This window comes from Buchnera aphidicola (Formosaphis micheliae) (genome assembly GCF_039403185.1).
Taxonomy (GTDB): Bacteria; Pseudomonadota; Gammaproteobacteria; order Enterobacterales; family Enterobacteriaceae; genus Buchnera_C; species Buchnera_C aphidicola_B.
Genome location: NZ_CP135047.1, coordinates 203497 through 218125 on the forward strand (window position 1 = coordinate 203497; position 14629 = coordinate 218125).

Consider the following 14629-nt stretch of genomic DNA (forward strand, 5'->3'; position numbering starts at 1 on the left):
AGTTGATATTTTTTTATGTATGTTTATATATAATTAATAATATGGTTAAAATTTTATAAATAAAAAACACACGATTAGTTAAATTTAATTCAGTTAATTTTAATGAATATATATGTATATCATTTTTTTTTATAATATATTAATGGTATTAATATAAAAGTAAGGAATAATGTGTATGTCAAAAAATTTCATTAAGGATGAAGATCCTATTGAAACTCATGATTGGATTGAGTCACTTGAGTCAGTAATAAAGAAAGAAGGTGTAAATAGGGCAAAATATTTAATTAATTGTCTTCTTAATAGAGCAAAAAAATACGATATCAATTTTTTTGAAAAACATTTTGTAAATGACTATATTAATACTATTCCTATCGAAGATGAGCCAGTTTATCCCGGTAATTTAATTTTAGAAGAACGTATTTTGTCTTTTGTGTGTTGGAATGCAATTATGATGGTATTACGTGCTTCGAAAAAAAAATTGGATCTAGGTGGTCATTTATCTTCGTTTCAATCATCGGCAGCATTATATGAAGTTTGTTTTAATCATTTTTTTAAGGCACATAATAAATATGATGGAGGAGATTTAGTATATTTTCAAGGGCATATTACACCAGGTATATATTCTCGCGCTTTTATTGAAGGAAGATTACTTAAAGAACAAATAGATAATTTTAGACAGGAGGTAGATGGTAAGGGTTTGCCTTCATATCCACATCCCAAATTAATGCCAAATTTTTGGCAATTTCCTACTGTGTCTATGGGATTAGGTCCTTTTTGTGCTATATATCAAGCTAAATTTTTAAAATATTTACATAATAGAGGATTAAAAGATACATCTCATCAAACGGTGTATGCTTTTTTAGGAGATGGAGAAATGGATGAACCAGAATCTAAAGGAGGTATTTCTATAGCATCACGAGAAAAATTAGATAATTTGATTTTTGTAATTAATTGTAATTTGCAAAGATTAGATGGTCCAGTAATAGGAAATGGAAAAATTATTAATGAATTAGAAAGTATTTTTCGTGGAGCAGGTTGGAAAGTTATTAAAGTTATTTGGGGTAGTGCTTGGGATAAGTTATTGAAAAAAGATGCAAGTGGTAAATTAATTAAATTAATGAATGAAACTTTAGATGGGGATTATCAGACTTTTAAATCAAAGAATGGAGCGTATGTAAGAGAACATTTTTTTGGTAAATATAGAGAAACTATGAAATTAGTACAATCTATGACAGATGCACAAATTTGGGAATTAAATAGGGGAGGTCATGATATAAAAAAAATATACGCTGCTTTTAAAAAAGCTCAAGAAACTAAAGAAAAACCTGTTGTTATTTTAGCGCATACAATTAAAGGATATGGTTTAGGATCTATAGCAGAAGGAAAGAATATTGCTCATCAAATAAAAAAAATGGACATAGAAGGTATTTCATATATTCGAAATAAATTTAATATTCCAGTAAAAGACAATGAGTTAGAAAGTTTACCTTATGTAACATTTTGTAAAAATGATCCTGAGTATCATTATCTTCATGATAGACGAAAAAGTTTAGGAGGTTATTTGCCCGTTCGATTTCCTACTTTTACGGAAGATTTAGTATTACCTACTTTAAATGATTTTCAATCATTATTACAAGAACAAAAAAAAGATATTTCCACTACTATTGCTTTTGTACGAATCCTTAATATTATGTTAAAAAAAAAATCTATTAAAGAACGTATAGTTCCCATTATAGCAGATGAAGCTCGTACATTTGGTATGGAAGGTTTATTTCGTACAATAGGTATTTATAGTTTAGAAGGACAAAAATACACACCTCAAGATAGAGATCAATTAGCTTATTATCGAGAGGACAAAAAAGGTCAAATATTACAAGAAGGTATTAATGAATTAGGAGCAGCATCTTCTTGGTTGTCTGCTGCAACTTCTTATAGTACAAATAATTTTCCTATGATTCCGTTTTATATTTATTATTCTATTTTTGGTTTTCAAAGAATAGGTGATTTGTTTTGGGCTGCAGGTGATCAACAGGCTAGAGGTTTTTTAATTGGAGGAACTTCAGGTAGAACTACATTGAACGGAGAGGGATTACAACATGAAGATGGTCATAGTCATATTCAATCATTAACTATTCCTAATTGTATTTCGTACGATCCAACATATGCTTATGAAATAGCTGTGATTATATGTGATGGTTTGCAGCGTATGTATGGGCCTAAACAAGAAAATATATATTATTACATTACAACTTTAAATGAAAATTATTCTATGCCAACTATGCCTGTAGGTGTAGAAAAAGGTATTTGTAAAGGAATTTATAAATTAAAAACTATTGTTGGAAGCACTAAAATTCATATTCAGTTGCTGGGTTCTGGAGCTATATTAAGAAACATATGTATGGCTTCTAAAATTTTATTAGATGATTACGGAATTGGATCGGATATATATAGTGTCACTTCTTTTACAGAACTTGCACGTGATGGACAAGATTGTGATAGATGGCATATGTTACATCCAACTTCTAAGATATATAAAATTCCTTATATTACAAAAGTGATGAATAAATATCCTGCTATAGCAGCAACTGATTATATGAAATTATTTGCGGAACAAGTTCGTGCATATGTACCATCTATTACATATAAAGTATTGGGTACAGATGGTTTTGGTCGTTCTGATAGTAGAGAAAAATTACGTAATTATTTTGAAATTGATGAATATCATATAGTAGTGGCATCTTTAGGTGAATTATCTAAATTGGGTCAAATTAATAAACAGGTTGTTGCTGATGCAATTAGTAAATATAATGTTAAAACTAATAGAATTAATCCACGTTTGGCATAATATATTGGAGGAATGAGTGAATATTGAAATTAAAGTTCCTGATATTGGTCCAGATACAGTAGAAGTAACTGAAATTTTAGTGAAAATAGGAGAAAAAGTAAAAAAAGAAGATGGATTAATTGTGATTGAAGGACAAAAATCTTCTATGGAAGTACCTGCTCCAACAGATGGAATTGTTAAGGATATAAAGATAAAATTAGGAAGTAAAATTAGTACTGGTACATTGATAATGATTTTTGAAATTAATGATCATGTATTAGTAAAAGAAGAAACGGATATTAATTTAAATGATATTCATGCCAGTCCATTAATTAGACGTTTAGCTAGAGAAAAAAAAATTAACTTAAAAGACATTATAGGAACAGGTCCAAAAAAAAGAATTTTAAAAGAAGATTTACAAAATTATATAAAAAATGAATTTATGTTGAAAGATATGTCAGCTGATGTAAAAACAAACATATCTATTCCGCTGAGTGATACAGTTTCTATGGATAATACTAATAATAAATATATGGAGTTAAGTCATATTCAAATTATATCTGGAAAAAATTTATCTAAAAGTTGGAAACAAATACCACATGTTACTCAATTTTATGAATCAGATATTACAGAATTAGAAGAATTTCGAAAAAATTATAATATGAAATATAAAAATAATGGTATTAATATAACAATATTAATTTTTATTATTAAGATTGTATCATATGCATTAAAAAAATTTCCTAAATTTAATAGTACTTTGTCTAATGATAAAAAACAATTGATTTTAAAATCAGATGTTAATATAGGTGTTGCTGTAGATTCATCTAAAGGAGTATTAGTACCAGTATTAAAAAATTTAGATAGTAAAAATATATCTGATATTTCAAAAGAATTAAATTGTTTATCTAACCAGGTTAAAAAAGGCACAATTAGTTTATTAGATATGCAAGGAGCTGGTTTTACTATATCTAATTTAGGATGTATTGGAGGATGTGGTTTTACTCCTATTATTAATATGTTTGAGGTAGGTATTTTAGGAATATCTAGAGCTTGTGTAAAACCTATATGGAATGGAAAAGAATTTATTCCTAGATTAATATTACCTATGTCACTGTCTTACGATCATAGGGTGGTTGATGGAGTTTATGCTGTTTCTTTTTTAAAAATTATAAGTGAGTTACTTTTAGATATCCGTTTAATAGTTATGAATTAATAGTTTTTATTATTTATATTTTACAGTAAATAATAATTTTTATGTTAATACATATTATATTAACTATAATAAAAAAATAATGGAAAAATAATGTATCATACTCAAGTAGTAATAATTGGAGCAGGACCAGCTGGATATTCTGCTGCTTTTCGTTGCGCAGATTTAGGTTTACAGACAACATTAATAGAAGCTCATAGTAATAAATTAGGGGGTGTTTGTTTAAATGTGGGATGCATTCCTTCGAAGTCATTATTACATATAGCAAAAGTAATTATGGATGCACGTAAATTGTCATCATCTGGTATTGAATTTAATCAACCTGTTATAAATATAAAAAAAATATGTAAATGGAAAGATAATATTGTTAATGATCTTAATTTTGGTTTAATGAATTTGGTTAAACAAAGAAATATTAAAGTATTTTTTGGTAAAGCTAAATTTTTAAGTACTACGTCAATATTAATAGAATCAAATAAAGAGAATATTGTGATATCTTTTGATCATGTGATTATAGCCACTGGTTCATATGCTCGTGAATTGTCAGATGTGGTTACATGTTATGATCATCGTATATGGAACTCTAGTAGTGCATTGGAATTACGAGAAATACCAAAAAAACTATTAGTAGTAGGTGGAGGGATTATTGGTTTAGAAATGGCCACGATTTATAGTGCTTTAGGTTCTAAAGTAGATGTGATAGAGTCGGGTGTAAAACTTTTACCTATGATAGATCAAGATATAATTGATATATTTATGAAATCAATTAGCGGGAGATTTGAAATAATTTTAAATTCATGTGTTTCTAAAGTAGTACCACATAAAACTGGAATATCAGTTAATATAGAGAATAATCATAAACCATATAAAATAGTTGATTATGATGTAGTATTAATTGCCATTGGTCGTCAGGCAAATTTTGATGATTTAAATATAGATAAGATAGGGATTAAGATTAATCAGTTCGGTTGTATTCAAGTTAATCAACAATTGCGAACTAATATACCAAACGTATATGCTATTGGTGATGTAGTGGGTTCACCTATGTTGGCACATAAAGGTATACATGAAGGACATATTGCTGCAGAAGTCATTTCTGGAAAAAATCATTTTTTTTCTCCAAAAGTAATTCCTTGTGTTGCTTATACTGACCCTGAAATTGCTTGGGTAGGTATAACTGAAATGGAAGCTAAAAAAAATAATTTAAATTATAAAATTGCTAAATTTCCTTGGTCAGCTTCTGGTAGAGCGTTAACATCTCATTCAACGATAGGATTAACTAAATTAATATTTAGTCTTGATTCCAATAGAATTATTGGTGGTGAAATTGTAGGAAGTAACGCTAGTGAATTATTATCGGAAATTAGTTTAGCTATTGAAATGGGTTGTGATGCTGAAGATATTTCTTTAACAATACATGCTCATCCTACCTTAAATGAGTCTATTGGTTTAGCAGCAGAAATATTTACAGGTACTATTACCGACTTAATTAATACAAAATAAAATAATATATTTTTTTTGTATAATTTTTTTATCAATATAAGGAAATAGAGAAGAATCATTGATATGAATATAAATCTCTCTATTTCCAATAATTTTTATCAAATGATGAATATTAAAAGTTTTTATTAATATGAATATTTATTTTTTATGTAATAAAATAATTTTGAAATAATTTATATTATCTGTATGATTAGTAATAAGAGTATTAATTTTTATTTTTAGTAAACATATATATGTATAAATTATTTTAGTTTTTTTTATAACAAATACGGACATTTTTTTTTAATAAAAAATATATTTTTTTTAATATATTTATAATAATTTGAGCAAGACAATTACTAATATTTTTAATATTTTTTTTGAAATATGTATTTGAATTATTATCTGATAAATCAGAAATAGCACGTATTATTAAGAAAGGTGTATTAAATTTATAACAAACTTGTGCTATTGCTGTAGATTCCATTTCAATAGCCATTGCTTCCGGAAAATTTTTTAAAATAGATGTAAATTGGTTTTTATTACTAACAAAAGAATCTCCTGTTAACATCAAACCTTCTTTAAATGGGTAATATAATGCTTTTAAACATATTTTAGCAATGGCAAGTAATCTAAAATTTGGAAAAAAAACTATTGGATAATGAGGTATTTGTCCAATTGAATATTTAAAAGTACATACGTCAACATCATGATAACAAATTTTATTAGGTATGATGATATCATTTATTTTTAATAAAGGATTTAAACTACCAGCAGAACCAATATTAATTATAATATCTGGTTGGTAATTAATTAATATTAAGGTAGTTACCATGCTAGCGGAAACTTTTCCAATTCCAGATAATAATAAAATAGTTTGTATTCCTTGAATTCTTCCAGTATAAATTATATGATTTTGTATTTTATTTATTTTACATTTTTTTATCTCTGGAAACAGACATGAAATTTCTTGTTTCATAGCTCCAATAATACCAATTTTCATTATTTTTTTTATTATTAAAATTAATATGATATGTTAATATTAAGTAGATAGTATATTTGTATAATTTATATATATAAAATTACATATTAAATGATAATCCACAGCCACAAGTGTTTTTTACATTTGGATTAGATATAATGAATTTAGATCCTTCTATATTTTCTTTATAATCTATTTTTCCTCCAATTAAATATTGCAAACTAATTGGATCAATTATTATAGAAATATTTTGTTTATCTATAATGAAATCATTTTTATTAATTTTTTCATCAAAATTAAAACCATATTGAAAACCACTACATCCACCTCCAGTAATATATATTCTTAATTTTAAATTGGGATTTTTATTGTGTTGCATAATTTTTTTTATTTTTTTGACAACACTAGATGAAACATGTAATGGTGACATTAATATATTTTTCATTAAATATTCCAAACGTATTTTTAATATATATATATAATATTTTATTAATTTATTTTTTAGATGTATATTTTTTTATTGTTATAAAAAATATTCTTTTTTTAATCTGATTTATTTCTTAAAAATGTTGGAATATCTAAATAATCTAATGTTTTTTTGTATTTTATTTTAGGTTCTTTGAGAATTATTTTTTTTTCTAAATTTAATGAATTATTTTTAATTATTCTTTTTTGTGTCATCATTTCTTTTTCGGATTGATTAGAAACTTTATGTATGTCAATTATTTTATCTGCACCAATTCCTGTGGCCACGATAGTAACACGTAAGGAATCTTGCATTTCTGGATCTAAAGATGTTCCTATTACAACAGTGGCATTATCAGAAGAAAATGCACGAATAGTATTTCCTACAGTTTCAAACTCATCTAATCTCATATCAAATCCAGCTGTTATATTTACTAAGACTCCTCTAGCTCCGGAGAGATCAATATCTTCTAGAAGAGGACTAGAAATTGCTATTTCAGCTGCTTCTTCTGCTCTATTATCTCCAGATGATACACCTGTACCCATCATGGCATGACCCATTTCAGACATCACTGTTCTAATATCTGCGAAATCAACGTTCATCAAACCTGGTTTAGTAATTAATTCTGCAATACCTTGGACTGCTCCTTTTAAAACATTATTTGCTGCACTAAATGCATCTAGTAACGAAATATCTTTATTAAGTACTTTTAATAATTTGTCATTGGGAATAGTAATAAGTGAATCTACATATTTTGATAAATCGTTAATACCTTTTTCTGCAAAGTGCATACGTTTTTTACCTTCAAAATTGAAAGGTTTTGTAACTACAGCTACAGTTAATACGTTTAAATCTTTTGCTACTGAAGCCAGTACAGGAGCTGCTCCAGTACCTGTACCTCCTCCCATACCTGCAGCAATAAATACCATATCAGCTCCTTCTATGATAGATTTTAATTTTTCTCTATCTTCTTCGGCAGCAGTTCTTCCAACTTCTGGATCGGCTCCAGCGCCTAATCCTTTAGTAATATTGTTTCCAATTTGTATAGTTTTACTTGTGTCTATTTTTTTTAATGCTTGAGCATCTGTATTAATTGAAAAAAAATCTACTCCTTCAATATGTTCACGTACCATATGTTCAATCGCATTACCCCCTCCACCACCTACACCAATTACTTTAATAATTGCTTCATTACTTAGTTCTATAGGTTCAAACATATTTATCTCCATTTATTTTTTTAAAATTAATAAAAAATAAAAAGTCAATTATGTATAATTTTTTAATTATTTCTTAAAAAAACCAATTATATTGTTTAAAAATTTTCCGACTACTTTTTTTTTGTTAATTGTAACTTCCTGATGTATATAGTTTTCTTTGGCGTAATGTAATAAACCGATTACTGTAGAATAATATAGTTTATTGTTAATATGTGCTTCTAGTCCATTTAATGTGTTAGGTATACCGATTCTTACAGGCATATTAAATATCTTTTCTCCATAAGATACTAGTGAATCTATTTTTGAAGCCCCTCCTGTAAGTACTATACCTGATTTTAATTCGTAATCCATTCCTTTTTGATATAGTTTTTCTTGTATTTTTCGTATTTCATGATTGACTAGTTTTAATAATTCTATATATCTAGATTTGATAATAGACATTAACTTTTTTACTTGTTCTTGATTATTGTTCTCTGAGTAATTAATATTAGCAGATATATAATTATTTTTATTATTATATGAAATTTTAGACTTATTAGATGTATATTGCGTTTTAATTTTTTCTGCATGTATTTTAGAAACTTTGAAGGCATATGCAATATCATTTGTTACAATATCTCCTGCATAAGGAATGACATGGATATGTTCTAATACTCCATTAATGTAAATTGCCATGTCGATAATTCCTCCCCCAATATCTAACATACATACACCTAGTTCTTTTTCTTCTGTTGTTAAAACGGATGTACTAGATGATAGTCCAGAAAATATAAGTTTTTCTACGTTTAATCCACAGTTTTCTAAAGCTGCAAATATATTGTTTTTAACATCTTTATGACATGTAATCAAATGTACATTTGCTTGAATTCTTTTTCCAGATAAACCAATAGGGTCAATAACTCCACGTTGTTTATCAATATCGTATTTTTTAGGGATAATATGTAAGATATCATGTTGATTTTTAATTTTTACAGATTTTGCTATATATATAGCGTGTTTTATGTCATCTTTTGTAACAACATTATTATTAAGAGGAATAATTCCTATTTCGTTTTGACAACTAATATCTGTAGTTGATAAAGATAGATATACAGATGTAATATGTAGATTAGCCATTTTTTCAGCTTGATTAATAGATTTTTTTATACATTGTGTAATATCGTCTAAATTATCAATTTTACCTTTATTTATTCCGTTAGATAAACAGTATCCTATTCCTATAATGTTTATTGTATTTTTATCTGAAATTTCGCCGATTAAAACAGATGTTTTAGTTGTTCCTATATCTAATCCTACAATTATTTTTTTTTTTGTTAGATTAATCATGATTTAGGCCTGAATAAAATATTTTTAATTTAAAAATAATATTCTTATTGTGAAGTAGCAATTATTATAGTTTAGTTTATTGTTCTATTTGATATATAGTAACTATTTTTAAAATAAATTAATAATATAGTATTTTATTTTTTATTATATTCTTAAAATATTAAAATACTTTTTATATAATATACATATTTAGTTTTAAAAAACATATCTTATATATTATATTAAAATAATACATCTGAAAATAAAAATTTATTATTTGTATTATATTATTAATATAAAATATAATACTATATAGTGGTATTTTTTTATTACATAATAATTGTACAAAAAAATAATATGTTAATTTAACCAGATAGTTATAATTCAATTTATGTTTTGTTATTAATGAATCTTCTACATTACAATAAGATTTTATTTTTTTTATTATAGTACGTAAATTGTTCTTTTAATTTATTGCACATAATTTTTAAATAATTTATTGTAGAATTATTATATATATTTAAAAGTAGTACATATTTTTTTATTTGTTATATTAAAATATTTAATATTATATTTTGGTATATATATAATTTGTTAATATTAAAAATAATATTTTAGTATATACAATGTTGTTAAGTGCAATATATAAATATATATTACTACTATTATTAATATATTAATAAAATATTTAATTTTTTAAAATATTACGAATACATTTTAAATGTACTGATATATATATATTTTTTATATTTTTTGTATTAAAGTCAAATTGTAATGATTATAATTAAATATTATTTATGATACATCGTTAAAAGAAAAGATATATAGTAATATAAAATAAAAATTTTTATTAATAATATTATTAATTAATAAATATATATTTTTATGAAATAGTATATTATACTATGCAATTTTATTTTTAAGGTATATATTTTTAAAAAAATATTGTTAATTCTTTATTCAATATATTTAATATGTTATTAACAAATCATAAATTATATAATACAGTATACGTTAAAATATTGGAGTGAGTATATAAATATTAGTTATTTTTTATATTTTTATATTTTTTTAATATGATAATTTGTATCAATTTATATTTTAATGTAGTTGTATTCTTAATGTTCAAAAAATAATGATAATATTCATATTAATTATGATTTATATGTTTATATCAAAATATAATATATTATTTGTTATTCATAAAACATTTAATGAAAAATATAATTTTATTTATAACAATATTATCATTTAGTTCAATAAAATATTTAATTAATATTTATTAATTGATGTATTTATTTAATTAATTTTAATTAAATACATAATTAAATAATATAAAAAATTTTTTTAGTGATCAATAAATTATATCATTAATTTAACTAATACATGTTGTTATATAACTAGTATTTCTGTTTAAAAGATATTTTAATAAGTTATTAAATTTAATCGATAAGTTAATTTTTTTATTTTATTTTTTCTGCTACGCGTAAAATTGCACTGCGTGCTTTTTTATTATTGATAATTTCTTTCTGTGTTGGAAATATTCTTGCAATATTGCATAATTGTATTGTATGTAATTCATGCAGTTTATTTTCTGTGATAGGTAAGTTTTTTGGAATGTATAGTGGTGCACTATTATGTTTTATAAATTTTTTTATGATACGATCTTCTAAAGAGTGAAAGCTAATTATTGATAGACGTCCACCTGTCGTTAAAATTTTTAAAGAATGTACTAATATTTTTTTAAGTTCTTCTATTTCTTGATTTAAATAAATTCTGATTGCTTGAAATGTTCTTGTAGCTGGATGTTTAAACTTGTTACGTATTGGTATAATACTTTTAATTATTTCTACCAGTTCTTTGGTGTAATGAATAGGATTTTTTTTATTTTTGTTATAAATAGCTTGTGCAATTTTTTTGGCAAATTTTTCTTCACCAAATTTCTTTAATATTAAATAAATTTCATTTTTTGTTGTTTTTTTTAACCAATTAGCTGCTGATATTCCTATGTTTTGATTCATTCTCATATCAAGAGGTCCATTTTCAATAAATGAAAAACCTCTTTGAGGGTTTTTTAATTGTATATCTGACATTCCTAAATCTAATAAAATTCCATTAATTTTTCCTACTATGTTTTTATTTTTTGCTATATTTTCAATATTTGAAAAAAGTCCATGAATTATTTCAAAACGAGAATCATTAATTTTTTGTGCGTTAGTTATAGCTTCAGGATCTCTATCTATAGCGTATAGCTTGCCGTATTTTCCGATTTTTTTTAATATTTGAGTGGAATGACCTCCTGTTCCAAATGTGCAATCGAAATATATTCCATCTTTTTTGATGTTTAGAGCTGCGATAGATTCTGTAAGTAATACAGGAATATGTTTTGGGTAAATTTTTTTCATATTTTTACTTATTATGATAGATATATGTACAATTATTTATTTTTTATATTTTTTATCAACATAATTTGTTAATTAAAAATTTAATAGTATTATTTTATATTTTTGACATACCTATGATACCTGATCGAGAGACTTCAGTAATATTAGTTATATTGTTAATGAGATTTAAAAATGTATTTGTTTGATCACTAGAGCCAGATATTTGTATGATATGAATATTTGAATCGGTATATATTATATGTCCTTGAAACATATCAGTATGTTTTTTTATTTTTTCTATATTACTATTAGTAGAATTAATTTTTATTAACATAATTTCTCTTTCTATATGATCAATGTTTCCAATTTCTATGACTTTTAATACATTTATTAATTTATGTAATTGTTTTTCTATTTTTTTGATGATTTGATCATTTCCAATAGTTTGTATATTTATATGAGATAAAGAAGAATCAGCTGTAGGAGCTACTGTAAGACTTTCAATATTATAACCTCTTTGTGAAAATAATCCAACAACTCTTGATAATGCTCCAGATTCATTTTCTAATAGAATAGATAAAATTCGTTTCATAGTTTATTTTTCTCATTTTTATTTAACCACATTTCGTTCATTCCTCCTCCTCGAATTTGCATTGGATAAACATGTTCTGAAGGATCAATTGATATGTCTACAAAGACTAAATTTCCTTTATTTAATAGTGATATAGCTAATTTTAATTTTTGTTTTAGTTCTAGAGGGGATTTAATTTCTATACCAATATGTCCATAAGATTCAGCTAATTTAACAAAATTAGGTAAAGATTTCATATAAGAATGTGAATGTCTTCCAGAATAAATCATATCTTGCCATTGTTTAACCATCCCAAGTGATTTATTATTTAAATTGATGATTAAAATAGATAATTTATATTGTTGTGCTGTTGAAAGTTCTTGTATATTCATTTGAATACTTCCATCACCCGTAATACATATTACAGTTTCTTCAGGTAAAGCTAATTTAACACCTAATGCAGCAGGTAAACCGAATCCCATAGTACCTAATCCTCCTGAATTAATCCAATGATTGGGTTTGTCAAATAAATAATATAAAGCAGTAAACATTTGATGTTGACCTACATCTGATGTAACAAAAGCTTTTCCTTTAGTGTATTTCCATAATGTTTCTATTACTAATTGTGGTTTAATTATATTACTTTTTTTATCATATTTTAAGTAATTTAAATTTTTCCAATTATTAATTAGGGCCCACCAATGATTTAAATTTCTTGATTTTACTTTTTTTGTTTCATATTGTAATATTTGTAACATTTTTATTAATATTTTTTTTGCATCTCCAATAATTTCTATATTAGCAATAACTGTTTTTGATATAGATGTAGGATCAATATCAATATGTATTATTTGAGAGGAAGGACAATATTTTTTTAAATTATTAGTAGTCCTATCATCAAATCTTACTCCAATAGCAAAAATAATATCTGAATAATGCATAGCCATATTAGCTTCATAAGTGCCATGCATACCTAACATACGTAAGTTTTGTCTATGTGTACCTGGAAAAGCGCCTAATGCCATTAGGGATGTAGTTACAGGAATATTTAATATTTCTGCTAATATACGTAATTCATGGTGACAACCTGAGCTAATAATTCCACCTCCAGCATATATAATGGGTTTTTTAGCTTTTAATAAAAAGTGTAAAGCTTGTTTTATTTTTTGTGTTTGACAAGAGAATATTGTGTCAGGGTTATAAGATCGTATAGATATAGATTTTGGCCAAATATAAGGTTTTTTATTGGTAGAACTTAATATATCTTTTGGTAAATCTATTACTACGGGTCCAGGACGTCCTGTAGAAGCAATCCAGAATGCTTTTTTAAAAATCTCAGGGATTTGTTCTGTTTTTTTTACTAGAAAACTATGTTTAACTATAGGACGAGAAATCCCTATCATATCACATTCTTGAAAGGCATCATATCCAATTAATTCAGATGGGACTTGTCCTGAAATTACTACAAGAGGTATAGAGTCCATATATGCTGTAGCTATTCCTGTAATTGAGTTTGTAGCACCAGGTCCAGATGTTACTAATACTACTCCAATTTTTCCAGTAGATCTAGCATATCCATCTGCCATATGTGTTGCTCCTTGTTCGTGTCTAACTAATATATGTTTAATTCCTCCAATAGTATTTAAAGCATCATAAATATCTAAAACAGCACCTCCTGGGTAACCAAAAATATATTTTATTCCTTGATCAATTAGTGATTGAATAACCATTTCTGATCCTGATAAAATTTTCATTTTTTCTCCAGTATATTTAAAATTTTTAATAAAATGTTTATTATAAATAATAAAACAGTAACATATTTAACATATTTTTTATATGTTATAACTTTGACATGTTTAACATATTACATTTCAGAGTAATATAATAAAATTATATGTTGATAATATTTTAATTATGTTTTTTTAAAAGTACAATGTGTGCAGTGTTAATAATATTTCTTATACAAATAAAAACGTTATAAGAAATGTAATATCAGTAGATGTAATGTGGATAGTATTTTATTTATAAATTTATCTTATGATTTTATAAAATATGACACTAATATTAATTTATTTTTTGTATTAACATTTTATTTTTTTTCAGTATTTCACGTATTGTTGTATGGTAAAATGTATAGTAAGAAAAATCAATTTTATTTAATAAATTGAGTATTAGTTATTTTTTA

9 protein-coding genes and 1 pseudogene are annotated in these 14629 nt (G+C 24.8%); 3 read left to right on the forward strand and 7 right to left on the reverse strand.

What is annotated here, in order from left to right; all coding sequences use genetic code 11:
- The first annotated feature begins 175 nt into the window (after positions 1–175).
- The 3 genes from aceE (at position 176) to lpdA (ending at position 5540) form a co-directional block, all read left to right on the forward strand.
- Positions 176–2845: a pyruvate dehydrogenase (acetyl-transferring), homodimeric type gene (aceE, locus tag RJX12_RS00860; RefSeq protein WP_343192325.1), complete on the forward strand. Its 2670-nt coding sequence runs from the start codon at positions 176–178 to the stop codon at positions 2843–2845.
- Positions 2846–2861: 16 nt separating this feature from the next.
- Positions 2862–4040: a 2-oxo acid dehydrogenase subunit E2 gene (locus tag RJX12_RS00865; RefSeq protein WP_343192326.1), complete on the forward strand. Its 1179-nt coding sequence runs from the start codon at positions 2862–2864 to the stop codon at positions 4038–4040.
- 90 nt (positions 4041–4130) lie between these two features.
- Positions 4131–5540, forward strand: a complete 1410-nt coding sequence (gene lpdA, locus RJX12_RS00870) for a dihydrolipoyl dehydrogenase (RefSeq protein WP_343192327.1) — start codon at positions 4131–4133, stop codon at positions 5538–5540.
- A 247-nt stretch (positions 5541–5787) separates the two neighbouring features.
- Here the strand turns inward: lpdA and RJX12_RS00875 are convergent, their stop codons facing one another.
- The 7 genes and pseudogenes from RJX12_RS00875 to ilvB all read right to left on the reverse strand — a co-directional run bounded on the left by RJX12_RS00875 (position 5788) and on the right by ilvB (position 14198).
- A complete protein-coding gene (locus RJX12_RS00875; RefSeq protein ID WP_343192328.1) occupies positions 5788–6522 on the reverse strand; it encodes a 5'-methylthioadenosine/adenosylhomocysteine nucleosidase in 735 nt (244 codons plus the stop codon).
- 79 nt (positions 6523–6601) lie between these two features.
- Entirely contained in the window at positions 6602–6946 is a 345-nt protein-coding gene (gene erpA, locus RJX12_RS00880) for an iron-sulfur cluster insertion protein ErpA (protein ID WP_343192329.1), read from the reverse strand.
- A 274-nt stretch (positions 6947–7220) separates the two neighbouring features.
- A pseudogene (gene ftsZ / locus RJX12_RS00885) lies at positions 7221–8184 on the reverse strand (cell division protein FtsZ); the annotation flags it as partial.
- A 66-nt stretch (positions 8185–8250) separates the two neighbouring features.
- A complete protein-coding gene (ftsA, locus tag RJX12_RS00890) occupies positions 8251–9510 on the reverse strand; it encodes a cell division protein FtsA (protein ID WP_343192331.1) in 1260 nt (419 codons plus the stop codon).
- A 1442-nt stretch (positions 9511–10952) separates the two neighbouring features.
- Entirely contained in the window at positions 10953–11894 is a 942-nt protein-coding gene (gene rsmH / locus RJX12_RS00895) for a 16S rRNA (cytosine(1402)-N(4))-methyltransferase RsmH (protein WP_343192332.1), read from the reverse strand.
- 94 nt (positions 11895–11988) lie between these two features.
- Positions 11989–12465, reverse strand: a complete 477-nt coding sequence (ilvN, locus tag RJX12_RS00900) for an acetolactate synthase small subunit (protein ID WP_343192333.1) — start codon at positions 12463–12465, stop codon at positions 11989–11991.
- Complete coding sequence (ilvB, locus tag RJX12_RS00905) at positions 12462–14198, reverse strand: biosynthetic-type acetolactate synthase large subunit (protein WP_343192334.1); 1737 nt, start codon at positions 14196–14198, stop codon at positions 12462–12464. Before ilvB ends, ilvN begins: the two co-directional genes overlap by 4 nt.
- Positions 14199–14629: the final 431 nt, after the last annotated feature.